The organism is Lysobacter sp. Soil_C_15, from assembly GCF_057657315.1.
Genome location: NZ_JBDGIR010000009.1, coordinates 166,331 through 181,043 on the forward strand (window position 1 = coordinate 166,331; position 14,713 = coordinate 181,043).

The 14,713-nt window shown below is 70.3% G+C and carries 13 protein-coding genes; all 13 read right to left on the bottom strand.

The window, feature by feature from the left end; translation table 11 throughout:
• Positions 1–180: hypothetical protein (locus tag AC3A57_RS19435; RefSeq protein ID WP_487580412.1), on the bottom strand; the 180-nt coding region annotated here is incomplete at its 3' end.
• A 121-nt stretch (positions 181–301) separates the two neighbouring features.
• Positions 302–1,021, bottom strand: a complete 720-nt coding sequence (locus AC3A57_RS19440; RefSeq protein ID WP_487580413.1) for a response regulator — start codon at positions 1,019–1,021, stop codon at positions 302–304.
• A complete protein-coding gene (locus AC3A57_RS19445) occupies positions 1,018–3,735 on the bottom strand; it encodes an ATP-binding protein (protein ID WP_487580414.1) in 2,718 nt (905 codons plus the stop codon). The genes AC3A57_RS19440 and AC3A57_RS19445 overlap by 4 nt, the downstream gene beginning before the upstream one ends.
• A gap of 310 nt (positions 3,736–4,045) precedes the next feature.
• Positions 4,046–4,651 (bottom strand): potassium-transporting ATPase subunit KdpC, encoded by a 606-nt coding sequence (kdpC, locus tag AC3A57_RS19450; protein ID WP_487580415.1) that lies wholly within the window; start codon positions 4,649–4,651, stop codon positions 4,046–4,048.
• A 78-nt stretch (positions 4,652–4,729) separates the two neighbouring features.
• Positions 4,730–6,796 (bottom strand): potassium-transporting ATPase subunit KdpB, encoded by a 2,067-nt coding sequence (gene kdpB / locus AC3A57_RS19455; protein ID WP_487580416.1) that lies wholly within the window; start codon positions 6,794–6,796, stop codon positions 4,730–4,732.
• Between the two features lie 11 nt (positions 6,797–6,807).
• Positions 6,808–8,526: a potassium-transporting ATPase subunit KdpA gene (gene kdpA, locus AC3A57_RS19460; RefSeq protein ID WP_487580417.1), complete on the bottom strand. Its 1,719-nt coding sequence runs from the start codon at positions 8,524–8,526 to the stop codon at positions 6,808–6,810.
• A gap of 134 nt (positions 8,527–8,660) precedes the next feature.
• Complete coding sequence (locus AC3A57_RS19465; protein WP_221673128.1) at positions 8,661–8,753, bottom strand: potassium-transporting ATPase subunit F; 93 nt, start codon at positions 8,751–8,753, stop codon at positions 8,661–8,663.
• A gap of 12 nt (positions 8,754–8,765) precedes the next feature.
• Positions 8,766–9,521, bottom strand: coding sequence for a TorF family putative porin (locus tag AC3A57_RS19470; protein WP_487580418.1), 756 nt, complete (start codon positions 9,519–9,521; stop codon positions 8,766–8,768).
• 382 nt (positions 9,522–9,903) lie between these two features.
• Positions 9,904–10,776: an alpha/beta hydrolase family protein gene (locus AC3A57_RS19475; protein WP_487580419.1), complete on the bottom strand. Its 873-nt coding sequence runs from the start codon at positions 10,774–10,776 to the stop codon at positions 9,904–9,906.
• Positions 10,763–11,575: a bifunctional hydroxymethylpyrimidine kinase/phosphomethylpyrimidine kinase gene (thiD, locus tag AC3A57_RS19480; protein ID WP_487580420.1), complete on the bottom strand. Its 813-nt coding sequence runs from the start codon at positions 11,573–11,575 to the stop codon at positions 10,763–10,765. Before thiD ends, AC3A57_RS19475 begins: the two co-directional genes overlap by 14 nt.
• A 336-nt stretch (positions 11,576–11,911) precedes the next feature.
• Entirely contained in the window at positions 11,912–13,309 is a 1,398-nt protein-coding gene (locus AC3A57_RS19485; RefSeq protein ID WP_487580421.1) for a PhoH family protein, read from the bottom strand.
• 163 nt (positions 13,310–13,472) lie between these two features.
• Entirely contained in the window at positions 13,473–13,955 is a 483-nt protein-coding gene (locus tag AC3A57_RS19490) for a peroxiredoxin (RefSeq protein WP_487580422.1), read from the bottom strand.
• A 2-nt stretch (positions 13,956–13,957) separates the two neighbouring features.
• On the bottom strand, positions 13,958–14,626 hold the full coding sequence (locus tag AC3A57_RS19495; RefSeq protein WP_221673120.1) for a glycine cleavage system transcriptional repressor: 669 nt from the start codon (positions 14,624–14,626) through the stop codon (positions 13,958–13,960).
• Between the last annotated feature and the right edge of the window lie 87 nt (positions 14,627–14,713).

The following is a 14,713-nucleotide window of genomic DNA, read 5'->3' on the forward strand; positions in this document are numbered from 1 at the left end:
GCTCACGCCGCTCCTACGTGGGGACAAGACCGCTGCGCCGGTTGAATCCTGGAAACCCATCCAGCCATCCAGGCTTCGGATGTTTGCGCTTGCGTCCACCGCTGCGGCCGTCGCGGCTTGCGCCGCTCCTGCAAGGTTGACGCTGCCGTACCGGTTGATCCTGGAAATCCATCCGGCCATCCGGCCGCCCGCGCGACGGTTTCGCGCTTCGATCGGCGGCCTCGGCGATGGGGGTTCTGCGTGTCCCTCGGCCGCGGCTCACGCCGCTCCTACAAGGGGCGATGGCGCTGGGTTGCGGGGCTCAGCGCTTGTCGATGAAGCGCAGGCCGACGCCGGGTTCGGTGGCGATGTAGCGCGGCGCGGCGGCATCGTCGCCGAGTTTGTGGCGCAGCTTGCCGACCAGGATGCGCAGGTAGTGGGTGTCTTCCTGGTGGGTCGGTCCCCACAGTTCGCGCAGCAACTGCGGCTGGGTGACCACGCGGCCGGCGTGCTGGAACAGCAGCGCCAGCAGGGCGTACTCCTTGCGCGCCAGCGTCACCGGTTCGCCGTGCAGATGCACTTCGCGCCGGGCCAGGTCGATGCGCAGGCGGCCGTCGTCGAACACCGGCAGGGTTTCGCCCTGCGCGGCGTGCGCGCGCAACAGGGCGCGTACGCGCGCCATCAGCTCCTGCACGCCGAACGGTTTGGTCACGTAGTCGTTGGCGCCGCCGTCGAGTGCGGCGACCTTCTCCGCCTCGCTGGACCGCACGGTCAGCAGGATCACCGGCACGCCGGACCATTGGCGCAGTTCGCGCAGCACGTCGTGGCCGTCGCGGTCGGGCAGGCCGAGGTCGAGGATCACCAGGTCGGCGCCGCGCGTGGCCAGGCTTTCCAGACCGGCGTTGCCGCTGTCCGCCAGTTCCACCGCATGGCCTTGCGCGCGCAGGGCGATGTCGAGGAACTTGCGTATCTGCGGTTCGTCGTCGATCACCAGCACGCGCGCGGGCGCGGCGGCGGAATGGGAGGTGTGGTCCTCGGTCATGGCGCGGGGGCGGGGGCGGCCTTGGGTTCGGGTTCGATGGGCGGCAGGGTAATGCGGATCGTGGTGCCGCGGCGACCCTGGGCGTCGGCCTGGCCGGGCAGGGCGACCACGCTGCCGCCGTGCGCGCCGATCATGCCCTGGCAGATCGCCAGGCCCAGGCCGGTGCCCTGGCGACCGCGGTCGCCGCGCTCGACGCTGTAGAACATGTCGAAAATCCGCGCCCGCTCGTCCTCGGGAATGCCGGGGCCGCGGTCGCCGACGTCGATGCGCAGCAGCCGGTCGGGGCCGCCGGGTTCGCCGTCGATGCGGCGCGCGTCCACCGTTACCGGCGCGTCGGGCGGGGAGAACTTGACCGCGTTTTCCAACACGTTGAACAGCGCTTGTTCGATCAGGGCCGGATGCACCCAGATCGGCCCCAGGCCGGGTTCGATGCGCAGCTCGAAGCGCGCCGTGGGCTGGTAGCGTTGCAGGCGCGAGACCGCCGAGCCGATCAGTTCGTCGACGCCGATCCAGTCGCGGTTGAGGGCCAGGCCGCCGTGGCCGAGCCGGGTCATGTCGAGCAGATTCTGGATGTAGCGGTCCAGCCGCTCGCCTTCGATGCGGATGGTCTCGAGCAGGGCGTGGCGGTCCTCGCGCGGCATCGCTTCGGCGTAGTTGTCGAGGCTGCTGGCGGCGCCGATGATCGAGGCCAGCGGCGAGCGCAGGTCGTGCGAGACCGAGGACAGCAGGGCCGAGCGCAGGCGCTCGGTCTCGCCGCTGACCCGCGAGTCCTCCAGGTCGGCGACCAGGCGGGTGCGCAGCACCGCCTGGGCGATGTCGTCGGTCATGGCTTCGGCGAGCCGGCGCTGTTCTGGCCCGAGCCGGCTCAGCGAGGGCGCGAAACGCAATCCGACCAGGCCGGCGCCCGGCTTGCCGGCGTCGCCGCTCAGCGGCAGCAGCCACCAGTCCGAGCCGGCCAGGGTGTCGGTGTAGCGGCCGGCGGGCTGGCGGTGCTTGAGCGCCCAGTCGGCGGCGGCGCGGTCCTTGTCGCCGAGCTCGGGCAGGTCCGGCCCGGCCAGCGGCGCCGCGCCGATGTAGACGAAGGCCTCGGCACCGAGCGAGCGCTTGAGCGCGCGCTTGCCGGCGCGCACCACCTGGTCCACGTCCGCGGCGCTGGCCAACTCGCGACCGAGGGTCTGCAGCTCGGTGGCGTGGGCATTGGCCGCGCGCAGCGCCAGCACCTGCATGCGCAGTTTGGACGCCAGGCGTCCGGCGACCAGGGCCGCGACCAGGAACAGGCTCACCGTGGTTACGCCTTGGCTGGCGCCGATCAGCAAGGTGTAGCGCGGTTCGATGAAGAAGAAGTTGTAGGCGAGGAAGCACAGCGCCGAGGCGAGCACGGCCGCGGTCATGCGGGTGCGCGCGGCCACCATCACCACCGCGACGATGAACACCAGCGACAGGTCGTCCAGGCCGATCCAGCGTTCGGCCACCGCAGCCAGCGCGGTCGCTGCGGCGCTGGCGATTGCCGCCAAGGCGGCGTCGCTGCGGCTGAGCAGGCCGCGCAGGCGGCTGCCGCTGTCGCGCAGCGAACGGCGTGCGCGGGCGCGCGCCTCGGGGGTGCTGACGATGGTCAGCTCGTAATGGGCGCCGCGCTGGATCAATTGCTGGGTCAGGGTGCGGTTGACCATCCGCGCCAGCGGCCGTTCGCGGGTGCGGCCCAGGACTATCGTCGATACGCCGGAGCGTTCGGCATGGTCGAGCAGGGCGTCGACGATGCTGTTGCCGTGCAGGACCACCGCTTCGCCGCCGAGCCGGCGGGCCAGGGCGAAGGCGCGGTCGAGTTCGCCCTGGCGCTGGCCATCGGGCGCGCCGCCGGTCTGCACCGTGACCGCCAGCCAGGGCGCGTCGCGGCGTTCGGCCAGGCGCCGGGCCACGCGTACCAGGTATTCGGATTGGCCCAGGCCGTCGACCGCGACCATCACCGCGCGCCGCAAGGGCAGGCCGGGCAGGCCGCGCGCGGTCTGCGCCTCGCGCAGGTCGCTGTCGACCCGATCGGCGGCGGTCTGCATCGCCAGCTCGCGCAAGGCGGTGAGGTTGGACGGCGAGAAGTACGCCTGCAACGCGTGCGCGGCCTGCTCGGGCACGTAGACCTTGCCCTGCTGCAGGCGCTCGATCAGCTCGCGCGGCGGCAGATCGACCAGGACGATGTCGCGCAGTCGGTCGAACAGCGCATCGGGCACGGTCTCGCTGACGCGCACGCCGGTGATTCGATGGACCACGTCGTTGAGGCTTTCCAGATGCTGGATATTGACCGTGGTGTAGACGTCGATGCCGGCGTCGAGCAGCTCCAGCACGTCCTGCCAGCGCCGCTCGTGGCGGCTGCCCGGGGCGTTGCGATGGGCGAGTTCGTCGATCAGCGCCAACTGCGGACGGCGCGCCAGCACGGCGTCGAGGTCGAGTTCCTCCAGCGTGCGTCCCTGGTAGTCGATGCGCTTGCGCGGCAGCAGGTCGAGGCCGTCGAGCAGGGCGGCGGTTTCGGCGCGGCCGTGAGTCTCGACCACGCCGACCGCGACATCGCTGCCGCGGCGCTGCAGTTCGCGCGCGCGCCCGAGCATGGCGTAGGTCTTGCCGACGCCGGGCGCGGCGCCGAGAAAGATGGTCAGCCGACCGGCGCCCTGGCGCTGCAGTTCGCCCATCAGGGCATCGGCTTGGGCGCTGCGGGGGTCGCTCATGAGGAGATTGTGCGCCGGGCGGGTGAGGAGTGTGTGGTTGGATGGGAAGCGCGGCCTGGGGCGTTGCTTGGGGCGGGAGGCGACAACAGCAACAGCAAATCCCTCGCGCCCGCTGCGCGAGCGCCGCCCCCTTCTCAAGGGGGCGGCGGCCGGAGCGGCATGCCTCCAATCCCGCAGCGTCCGTCCGAAGCATTCCCTCCATTTTCAATGAGGCAACGGCCGCAGCGGCGCGCTTCAAATCCCGCAGCATCCGTCCGAAGCATTCCCCCCTTGAAAAAGGGGGGGCTAGGGGGGATTTGCCTTTGCCCCCTCAGCGCGCCGCCTGCGCCGCGTCCAAGGCCAAGTTGAGCTGCAGTACGTTGACCCGCGGCTTGCCGAGCAGTCCGAACTGCGGGCCTTCGGTGTGCTGGGCGATCAGCGCATCCACCGTCGACAGGCTGAGCCCGCGCGCCTGGGCTACGCGCATGGCCTGGACCTCGGCCGAGGCCGGGGAGATGTGCGGGTCCAGCCCGCCGCCGGACTGCGTGGCCAGCTCGGCCGGGACTTTCTCCGCCAGCACGCCTTCGCGCGCGGCAATCGCGGCGGTTTCATCGGCCAGGCGCTTGCGCAGGTCGGGATTGCTGCGCGCCTGATTGCTGCCGGACGCGGCCATCGGGTCGTACTGGGCCGCCGACGGGCGCGGCTGGAAGTAGCGCGCGTCGACGAAGGGCTGGGCGACCAGGGCCGAGCCGACGGCCCGGCCGTCGCGCTCGCCGATCGAACCGGTCGCCTGCGACGGGAATGCGGTGCGGCCGATGGCGGTGCCGGCGAGCGAATAGAGCAGGCCGAAGCCGAGCAGCGAAACCACGGCGAACAGCAGCGGAGCGCGCAGGCAGGCGCGGTCGTCGATGATGGGGAGGGTGGGTTGTGCGTTCATTCGAGTGTTCCTTGATGTTGCGAGGGCGCGGCCCTCGCCCAACCCCTCTTCCGCCAGCGGGAGAGGGGCTTGAAGCGTTCAGAACCGGACGGCCGCGGCCAGCGCCATGTCGATCAGCTTGATCGCCGCGAACGGCAGCAGCACGCCGCCCAGGCCGTAGACCAGCATGTTCCGGCGCAACAGCGCGACCGCGGTCGCCGGCCTGAAGCGCACCCCGGCCAGGGCCAGCGGGATCAGCGCCGGGATGATGACGGCGTTGAAGATCAGCGCCGCCAGCACCGCGTTGGTCGGGCTGGACAGCCGCATGACGTTGAGCGCGGCCATTTGCGGGATGGCGGCGGCGAATAGCGCCGGCAGGATGGCGAAGTACTTGGACACGTCGTTGGCCAGCGAGAACGTGGTCAGCGCGCCGCGGGTGATCAGCTGCTGCTTGCCGACCTCGACCACCGCCAGCAGCTTGGCCGGGTCCGAATCCAGGTCGACCATGTTGCCGGCTTCCTTGGCGGCTTGGGTGCCGGAGTTCATCGCCAGGCCGACGTCGGCCTGGGCCAGCGCCGGGGCGTCGTTGGTGCCGTCGCCGACCATCGCCACCAGCCGGCCGCCAGCCTGCTCGGCGCGGATCCGCGCCAGCTTGTCCTCGGGCCGGGCTTCGGCGATGTAGTCGTCGACGCCGGCTTCGGCGGCGATCGCCGCGGCGGTGAGCGGGTTGTCGCCGGTGATCATCACCGTGCGCACGCCCATCGCCCGCAGCCGGGCGAAGCGCTCCTTGACCCCGTGCTTGACCACGTCCGACAGCTCGACCACGCCGAGTACGTAGCGGCCTTCGGCGACCACCAGCGGGGTGGCGCCGCCGCGCGCGATCTGCTCGATGCGCGCCGACAGTTCGGGGGTGACTTCGCCGCCGAGCGAGCGCACATGGCTGCCGATCGCATCGCCCGCTCCCTTGCGGATCGAGCGTGCGCCGCCCTCGTAGTCCTGCGGCAGGTCGACGCCGGACATGCGGGTCTGGGCGGTGAACTGGAGGTAGTCGGCGCGCTCCGGTTCCGGCACCGCGCTGTGTTGCTCGCGCGCCAGGCGCACGATCGACTTGCCTTCCGGGGTCGGGTCGGCGAGCGAGGCCAGCAGGGCGGCGTCGCGCAACTGCGAACGCTCGATGCCGGCCAGCGGATGGAAGGCGGTGGCCTGGCGGTCGCCGTGGGTGATGGTGCCGGTCTTGTCGAGCAGCAGCACGTCGACGTCGCCGGCCACTTCCACCGCCTTGCCGGACTTCGCCAGCACGTTGGCCGACAGCGCGCGATTCATGCCGGCGATGCCGATCGCCGGCAACAGGCCGCCGATGGTGGTCGGGATCAGGCAGACCAGCAGTGCGATCAGCAGCAGCGGATCGAGCTTGGCGCCGACGAAGCCGGCGAACAGCGGCAGGGTCGCGACCACGATCAGGAAGGTCAGGGTCATCGCCGCCAGCAGCATGGTCAGGGCGATTTCGTTCGGGGTCTTCTGCCGGTTGGCGCCTTCGACCAGGGCGATCATGCGGTCGAGGAAGCTGTGGCCGGGCTCGGCGCTGACCTCGATCACGATCTCGTCGGACAGCACCTTGGTGCCGCCGATGACGCCGGAACGGTCGGTGCCCGCCTCGCGCAGCACCGGCGCGGACTCGCCGGTGACCGCCGATTCGTTGATCGTGGCCAGGCCCCGCACGATCTCGCCGTCGGCCGGGATCAGCTCGCCGGCGGAGACGATCACCCGGTCGCCGGGCTTGAGCGTCGACGCCGCCACCCGGCTTTCGTTGCGGCCGACGGTGTCGAGCTTGCGCGCGACCAGGTCGCGCCGTGCCGCACGCAGCGAGGCGGCCTGGCCGCGGCCGCGCGCTTCGGCGACGGCCTCGGCGAAGTTGGCGAACAGCACGGTCACGAACAGGATCGCGGTGACCGCGGCGCCGAAGGCGAGGTGGCCCGGGACGAAGATCGTGATCAGCGCCGACAGCAGGGTGCCCAGCAGCACCACCGCCATGATCGGACTGCGGATCGCATGTTGCGGGGAGAGTTTGACGAAGGATTCGAGCGCGGCCGCGCGCAGGCCGGCGGCGTCGAGGCCGGCGACCGCGCCTTGGCGGCGCTGTGCTCCGAGATGGATTTGTTCGTTCATAAGGCTTCTCCTCACAGAGCCTTGCTCGCCAGGGTCAGGTGATCGGCGATCGGGCCGAGCACCAGCGCGGGCATGAATTGCAGGACGGTCAAGATCACGATCACCGCGATCAGGGTCAGGGCGAAAGTCGGTGTTTCCGCGTGCAGGGTGCCGGCGCTTTCCGGCGCCACGCGCTTGCGCGCCAACAGGCCGGCGACCGCGAGCGGCACGATCAGCGCCGGATAGCGGCCCAGCGCGAGCACCGCAGCGCAGCTGAGGTTCCACCAGTACGTCGCGTCGCCGAGACCTTCGAAGCCCGAGCCGTTGTTGGCGAAGGCCGAGGCGTACTCGTAGAAGACCTGGCCGATGCCGTGGAAGCCCGGATTGGAGTTGCCGGTGATCGCGGGGAAGGCCAGGGCGACGGCGCTGAAACCCAGCACCACCATCGGCTGCAACAGGATCAGCAGGGCCAGCAGGCGCACTTCCGGCGCTTCGATCTTGCGTCCGAACAACTCCGGCGTACGCCCGGTCATCAGTCCGGCCAGGAACACCGACAGCAGCAGATAGACCAGGAACTGCTGCAGGCCGCAGCCGATGCCGCCCCAGATGGCGTTGATCAGCATGTTGACCATCGCCACGCCGCCGGTCAGCGGCGCCAGCGAGTCGTGCATGGCGTTGACCGAGCCGTTGCTGCTTTGCGTGGTCAGCGCCGACCACAAGGCCGAGCCGTCGGCGCCGAAGCGGGTTTCCTTGCCTTCCATCAGCGCCCGGTCGGCGCTGGTCGAGGAATACGCTTCCGACCACACCGACAGGCCGGTCGATACCACCGACATCAGCAGCATGCTGCCGAACACCAGCGCGGTGAGTTTGCGCCGGCCGGTGAGCGGACCGATCATGAAGGTCACCGCGACCGGGATCAGGATCAGCGCCAGCACCTCCAGCAGGTTCGACAGCGGGGTCGGGTTCTCCAGCGCGACGGTGCTGTTGGGGCCGTACCAGCCGCCGCCGTTGGTGCCCAGTTGCTTGGCCGCGACCATGGCCGCGACCGGACCTACGGGAATCTTCTGTTGCTTCAGCTCCGCGCTCTGGTCCAGCGGCGAAACGGTCGCGCCGCTCTGCAGCGTCGACGGCACGCCTTGCCAGGTCAGCAAGGCCGCCCAGAGCAGGCACAGCGGAATCATGAAACGCAGGGTGGCGCGGGTGACGTCGACCCAGTAGTTGCCGAGATCGCGGGTCTGGCCCTCGCGCGGCGCCGCGCCCGGGTCGGTCAGGGCTTGGCGGCCGCCGAACAGGCCGCGCAAGGTGGCGACCACGATCGCCAGGCCCATCATCGGAGTGACGACTTGCAGGCCGACGATGCCGACCATCTGCGACAGATAGCTCAGCTGGGCCTGGCCCGAGTAGTGCTGCTGGTTGGTGTTGGTGAGGAAGGACACCATGGTGTGCAGCGCGGTGTCCCAGCGCAGGTTGGGCACGCCGTCGGGGTTGAGCGGCAGCCAGGCCTGGGTCATGAACAAGGCCCACACCAACACGGCGAGCGCCGCATTGCTGAGAGCGAACGCCAGCGCATAGCCGCGCCAGCTCATGCCGCGCGCCGGGTCGGTGCCTACGACGCGGTAGATCGCGCGTTCGACCGGCGCGAACAGCGGGTCCAGGCGCGAGCGGTCGCCGCGCATGACGCGCGCCAGGTACAGGCCCAACGGCCAACCCAGGCCGACGGCCAGCGCGAATACGAGAAAGATTTCGATCATGACGAACACCGGACGGTGATGAGGCCGCTGCGGCGCGTCCGGCGCAGCAACGGCCTGGCGCGCGTCCGCTCAGAGCGCGGACGCGCGTCGGTAGAGTGGAACCGCGCCGCGTTCCCTGCGGCGCGGGCGCGCGCTCAGAAGTCCTCGGGGCGCAGCACGACGTAAAGCAGATAGGCGCCGGCCACCAGGACCGAGATCGCGCACAGCATCGAGAGCCAACCGGGCATGTCGTGTCTCCTTCAGAAGGTCGCCTGGACCGCCGCCTCGATGCGCGAGCCGGCCAGGGAATCGCCGAAGATCCGTTCGGCATTGCGGTCGGTGGCGTGGGCGGTCAGGCGCAGTTCGAGGTCGTTGGACGCCGTCTTCACCGCCCAGATCGCGCTGAGCTGACCATGGCTGTAGCTGCGGTCGTAGACGTCGTCGAGGAAGTAGCGGCCGACCGCCGCTTCGAAGCGCACCGCGTCGTTGACCGGGAAGCGCGCGCCGACCTGCGAGTACAGGCCGCGTTCCTCGCTGCCCAGGGCTTGGTTGGAATAGGCCAGCGACAGCCAGTAGTTGTCGCGATAGGTGACCGTGCCGTTGAGCTCGGTCCAGTTCAGGTCGACCGTGGTCGACGGATAACGGTAGTGCAGGACGTTCACGTCCAGGCCCCAGTGGTCGGCGACCTTGCCGGCCCAGCCGACGGTGAAATCGAACTCGCTGCTGGCATGGGTGTCCGGCGCAAACTCGACGTTGGAGCCCCACACCGAGGCATAGACGCCGCTGCGGTGGGCGAGCTTGAAGCCGGCCTGCACGGCCGGGTCGCCCTGGGTCTGCGAGCTGCCGCGCCAGACGTAGTCGCTGGTCAGCGCGGCCGAGCCGCTCAGGCTCAGGGTGGGGGAATCGGCGGCGCGGGCGTTCGCGCCCAGGGCGAGCAGGCCGAGGCCGGCGCAGGCGGCCAGCAACAACGGCGCGGCGGCTTCGCGGCGGCGGAACGGGTGATGCGAGGACGACATGGAAGTATCCGAAGACTGCGTAAGAGGCCGGTTCGGCCACGCGCTCATTCTCGGAAAGGCGGGCGTAAAGCCGCTATTTCGCGAGCGCCGTCGCGGCGTAAATTCGCCGTAAACAATCGACGGCGCGGCGTAAAGCGCGGTCGCTGCACGTGCAGGAAGATCAGAGCCCGCTGCTGCCGATCGGGGCTCGAAACCATCGCCTGTGGGAGCGGCGTCTCACGGGGATTTCCCCCGGTCACAAGCTGCGACGACCGAAGCGGTGGAACTGCGCGCTGCTGCCCGCAGCGGCGTACTCGCCACCCCCCATAACAAAGCCCAGTTGTCCGGGCTTCGGCGATGGCGCTGAGCTACCTCGCTTCGGTGGTCGCGGCTGACGCCGCTCCTACAGTGGATCGTCGCGCAGCAAGGCGGCGACCACCGCCTCGGGCTGTTTCATCCAGGCGAAGTGATCGGCGCGCGCGCCCAATGCGGCTGCGTCCATGTCGGTCGATGCGACTTGCGCCAGCGGCAATTTCGACAACAGGAAATCCTGCGACGCGCGCGGCACCAGCCAGTCGTCGGTCAGGCGCACGCTGCGGGCCTGGATCGCGACCTGGGCCATGCCGGCTTCCAGGTCTTCGCCGACGCCGCGGGCGGCGTAGCGGCCGCTGAGCCCGGTGCGGGCCCAGTCGCGGATCAGGCTGCGCGCCTCGTTGCCGCCGAAGCCGACCCGGCGCCCCGGCAAAACGCCGTTGACCCGGGCCAGCCAGGGCAGGAACCGGTACACCCAGGACAGGCCGATCTTGCGCGGCATCGGCCACGCGCGCCAATACGGCGCGCCGCTGGCGACCAGCCACAAGCGCTGCGGAACGGCCTGGCCGCGCAAGGCCATCAGGCCCAGGCGCACGCAGGCCAGTTGCCCGCCGAGGCTGTGGCCGCCGATCGCGCGCGGCACTCCCGGCAGCGCGGCGGCCGCGGCCGCTTCGCTGGCCGGCAGATCGTCGAGCAGGACTTCGCGATAGCCCCAGTCCACGCTTCGGCCGGCGCGCAGGCTGCTGCTGCCGTTGCCGCGCCACTCGTGCACGAACACCGCCACGCCGCGCGCGGCCAGCGCCTCGGCAAAGGGCAGGTAGTGGCGCGCGGCGACGCCGAGCGCGGGCAGCCACAGCAGGCTGTGGCGCGGTTGGGCCGGGATCCGGCTCAGCAGCGTCCAACGATGGCCGTCGCCGGCGCGCAGCGCGATCCGGTCGCGGTCGGAGAGCTCACTGTCGGCCATGCGCGGCGGCTCCGAAGTGATCCAGCACCAGCACCTCGCCGCGGCCGGGCCGATAGCCGCCGCGCAGCGCCGCATGCACGTAGTCGGCGGCGGCCGCGCTGGCCTGTTCCAGCGACAAGCCGCGGCACAGGTTCGCCGCCACCGCCGAAGCCAGGGTGCAGCCGGTGCCGTGCGCCTCCACCGACAGGCGCGGATGGGCGATTTCGCGCACGCCGCCGGCGTGCGCGAACAGGTCGACCACGTCGCCGTCGTCGGCCAGATGGCCGCCCTTGAGCAGCACCGCGCGCGCGCCGATCGCGAACAAGGCGTCGACCGCGGCGCGCATGCCGTCGCGGTCGGCGATCGGCCGGCCGAGCAGCAGCTCGGCCTCGGGCAGGTTGGGCGTCACCAGGCTCGCCAGCGGCAGCAGGCGGCCGCGCAGGGCTTGGAGGGCCTCGGGTTCGAGCAGGCGCGCGCCGGAGGTCGCGACCATGACCGGGTCCAGCACGATCCGGGCCGGGCGGTAATGCTCCAGCGCATCGGCGACGGCGTGGATCACCGCGGCGTTGGCGAGCATGCCGAGCTTGACCGCGCCGATCGCGAAGTCGTCGAAACAGGCGTCGATCTGCGCGCGCAGGAAGCCGGTGTCGGGCACGTGCACCGCGCTCACGCCGCGGGTGTGTTGCGCGGTCAGCGCGGCCAGTGCGCTGAGCCCGTGCACGCGATGCGCGGCGAAGGTCTTGAGATCGGCCTGGATGCCGGCGCCGCCGCCGGAGTCGGAGCCGGCGATGGTGAGGGCGGAAACGGGGCGCTGGGTCATCGGGTGCGGTCGGGCAGGGCGGAGGGAATGAAGGGACGGGACGCCGGCAGGCGCCGCCGCGCCCGCCTGGCAGGAGCGGCGAGCGGCGGTCCCATCTTATCGGCCCCGCCGGCCGGCGCGCTTGCTGCGCCCGGCGGTTGCGTCCGGCGACTTGGCCGGCGGGCGAGGCCCGGGCCGGCGCGGTGCGCCGGCAACGGCCGAAGCGCGATCGGCGGGCCGATGATGGACCGGGCGCCGCGAGAACCCGGCCGCCGGCAGCGCAAACGAAACAGCCGGCGCACGCGCCGGCTGGTGTTTCGGCGGCGGATTGGCGCGGTGGCCCCGCGCCGCGCCCGCCTACAGCACTTCCGAGGCGTAGTCGGCCAGGCGCGAGCGTTCGCCGCGGCGCAGGGTGACGTGGGCGCTGTGCGCCCAGCCCTTGAAGCGGTCGACCGCGTAGGTCAGGCCCGAGGTGGTCTCGGTCAGGTACGGCGTGTCGATCTGCTCGACGTTGCCCAGGCAGACGATCTTGGTGCCCGGGCCGGCGCGGGTGATCAAGGTCTTCATCTGCTTCGGGGTCAGGTTCTGCGCTTCGTCGAGGATCAGCCAGCGGCTGAGGAACGTGCGGCCGCGCATGAAGTTCATCGAGCGGATCTTGATCCGCGAGGCGAGCAGGTCGTTGGTCGCCGCGCGGCCCCAGGCGCCGCCTTCCTGGTTGTGGGTCAGCACTTCCAGGTTGTCGGTCAGCGCGCCCATCCACGGGGTCATCTTCTCTTCCTCGGTGCCGGGCAGGAAGCCGATGTCCTCGCCGACGCTGACCGTGGCGCGGGTCATGATGATCTCGCGGTAGCGCTGCTGGTCCATGGTCTGGGCCAGGCCGGCGGCGAGGGCCAGCAGGGTCTTGCCGGTGCCGGCGGTGCCGAGCAGGGTGACGAAATCGATCTCCGGGTCCATCAGCGCGTTGAGGGCGAAGTTCTGCTCGCGGTTGCGCGCGATGATGCCCCACACCGCATGCTGGTTGTGGCGGTAGTCGTCGACGATCTGCAGGGTGACGCGCTCTTCGCCGACCTTGACCACCTTGAGCTCGGACTCGTCGTCGCCGGGCAGGTACAGGAACTGGTTCGGGTACCAGTCGTCGTCCGGCGCGCGGCTGAGTTCGTAGTAGGTGCGGCCTTTCTCGGTCCAGGACTTCAGGTCCTTGCCGTGGCGCTGCCAGAAGTCCTCCGGTAGCGCGGTCGCGCCGGTGTAGAGCAGGCTGAAGTCGTCGAGGGCGCGGTCGTTCTCGTAGTCCTCCGACACGATGCCGGCGATCGAGGCCTTGATCCGCAGGTTGATGTCCTTGGACACCAGCACCACCGGCACCTCCGGCTCGGCTTCCTTCAGCGCCAGGATCGAACCCAGGATGTGGTTGTCCGGGATGACCGCGCCGAAGCGCTTGCCGGCGTCGAACGCGCTGGTCTGGAAGCGCAGCTTGCCGATGCTCTGCGCATCGCGCAGCTGCAGCCCCTGCGGGCGGTTGAGGGTGATGCCCGAGGCGATCTTGGCGGTGCCTTCGGCTTCGATCAGCTCGTTGAGGAAGCGGCTGACCTGGCGCGCGTTGCGGCTGGCTTCCGAGGTGCCCTTCTTGCCGTTGTCGAGTTCCTCGATGACCTGCATCGGCAGGTATACGTCGTGCTCCTCGAACTTGAACAGCGCGGTGGGATCGTGCATCAGCACGTTGGTATCCAGCACGTAGATGCGCTTGCTTCTGGTCATTTAGCGGTCTCGTCGGAGAAGAGCGTGGAAAGCGGGGCGGAACGCGGTGCCGGGACGCGGCGCAGGCCGCGCGCGGACGGCGCCCACGGTCGCGCCGCCGTGGCCCGCGGGGCGGGACGGCTGGCGAGCGTGGACGGGGAGGGCCTCACTGGGCGTGGTGCTCCTAGGCGGAGTGTTCCTTGAGCGAATCGAGTACGGCCTGGGCATGGCCGGCGACTTTCACCGGACGCCATGACGCCACGATGACGCCTTTCGGGTCGATCAGGAAGGTGCTGCGCTCGATGCCCATATACTTGCGGCCGTACAGGTTCTTTTCCTTGATCACGCCGAAGGCGTTGCACAGCGATTCGTCGGCGTCGCTGACCAGGTCGAACTTGAACCCCTGCTTGGCGCAGAAGTTCTGGTGCGAGCGGATCGAGTCGCGCGACACGCCCAGCACGGTCGCGCCGAGCTTGTTGAACTTGGGCAACAGGGCGTTGAAGTCCAGGCCTTCGGTGGTGCAGCCCGGGGTGCTGTCCTTGGGGTAGAAGTACAGCACCAGCCATCGCCCGGCGTAGTCGGCGAGGCGGACGGTCTCGCCGCTGGACAGAGCCAGCCGCAGCGCGGGCGCTTTCTTGCCGTATGCGTGATCGCCGGTGTCGAGCATGGTCAGAACTTCATCGGGTCCATGATGGCGTCGAGGTTCAGATGGTCGCAGAACTCGAGGAAATCGTCGCGCAGGGCGGCGATGTGCATGCTCGACGGCACGCCGATGGTGATCTGCGCCGAGAACATGTCCGCGCCGGTCTGCATCGCGCGGTAGCGCGAGCAGTGCAGGCTTTCGATGGTGATGCCCTGGCGGTCGAAGAAATCGGCCAGCTGGAACAGGATGCCCGGCTTGTCGGCGGCGACCACCTCGACCACATAGGGCAGCAGGCTGGACTGGACTTGCTTGGCGCCGGTGCGGTACCACACCAGCTTCAGGCCTTCCTCGCGCTCCAGCCGCGCCAGCATCGCTTCGAGCTTGGCGACCGCGTCCCAGGAGCCCACTGCCAGCGCGGTCACCGAGACGTCGCGGCCGACCGTGGACAGGCGCGCGTCGACCAGGTTGCAGCCCGAATCGGCGATGCGGCGCGTCACCGACAGCAGCGGAGACTCCGGATGCGTCGTATAGGCGTTGATCAGGAGGTGGTTTTCGTTCGGCGACGGCCGGGAAGCGGAATCGGTCAAGGCGGCGCCTGCAAGGGAGCGGAAGGCTCGGAAATGAACGGCGGCCCGGGCTCGGGTCGCGGCTATAAGGCAGCATACTTGCCCCCGCTTTCGGGCCGCAAGTAACATCGCCCCGTACTTGGCGGCACCGCGCACGTTTTTCCAGGCCCGGACGCTCCGCCCGGAACACTGGCCCGGCGGTCCGCAGCCCGACGG

What these genes read in the sequence shown, in the direction of transcription:
- AC3A57_RS19440 (WP_487580413.1), bottom strand. Translation starts at nt 1,021, where the DNA reads ATGACCGAGGACCACACCTCCCATTCCGCCGCCGCGCCCGCGCGCGTG.
- AC3A57_RS19445 (WP_487580414.1), bottom strand. Translation starts at nt 3,735, where the DNA reads ATGAGCGACCCCCGCAGCGCCCAAGCCGATGCCCTGATGGGCGAACTG.
- kdpC (WP_487580415.1), bottom strand. Translation starts at nt 4,651, where the DNA reads ATGAACGCACAACCCACCCTCCCCATCATCGACGACCGCGCCTGCCTG.
- kdpB (WP_487580416.1), bottom strand. Translation starts at nt 6,796, where the DNA reads ATGAACGAACAAATCCATCTCGGAGCACAGCGCCGCCAAGGCGCGGTC.
- kdpA (WP_487580417.1), bottom strand. Translation starts at nt 8,526, where the DNA reads ATGATCGAAATCTTTCTCGTATTCGCGCTGGCCGTCGGCCTGGGTTGG.
- AC3A57_RS19465 (WP_221673128.1), bottom strand. Translation starts at nt 8,753, where the DNA reads ATGCCCGGTTGGCTCTCGATGCTGTGCGCGATCTCGGTCCTGGTGGCC.
- AC3A57_RS19470 (WP_487580418.1), bottom strand. Translation starts at nt 9,521, where the DNA reads ATGTCGTCCTCGCATCACCCGTTCCGCCGCCGCGAAGCCGCCGCGCCG.
- AC3A57_RS19475 (WP_487580419.1), bottom strand. Translation starts at nt 10,776, where the DNA reads ATGGCCGACAGTGAGCTCTCCGACCGCGACCGGATCGCGCTGCGCGCC.
- thiD (WP_487580420.1), bottom strand. Translation starts at nt 11,575, where the DNA reads ATGACCCAGCGCCCCGTTTCCGCCCTCACCATCGCCGGCTCCGACTCC.
- AC3A57_RS19485 (WP_487580421.1), bottom strand. Translation starts at nt 13,309, where the DNA reads ATGACCAGAAGCAAGCGCATCTACGTGCTGGATACCAACGTGCTGATG.
- AC3A57_RS19490 (WP_487580422.1), bottom strand. Translation starts at nt 13,955, where the DNA reads ATGCTCGACACCGGCGATCACGCATACGGCAAGAAAGCGCCCGCGCTG.
- AC3A57_RS19495 (WP_221673120.1), bottom strand. Translation starts at nt 14,626, where the DNA reads ATGTTACTTGCGGCCCGAAAGCGGGGGCAAGTATGCTGCCTTATAGCC.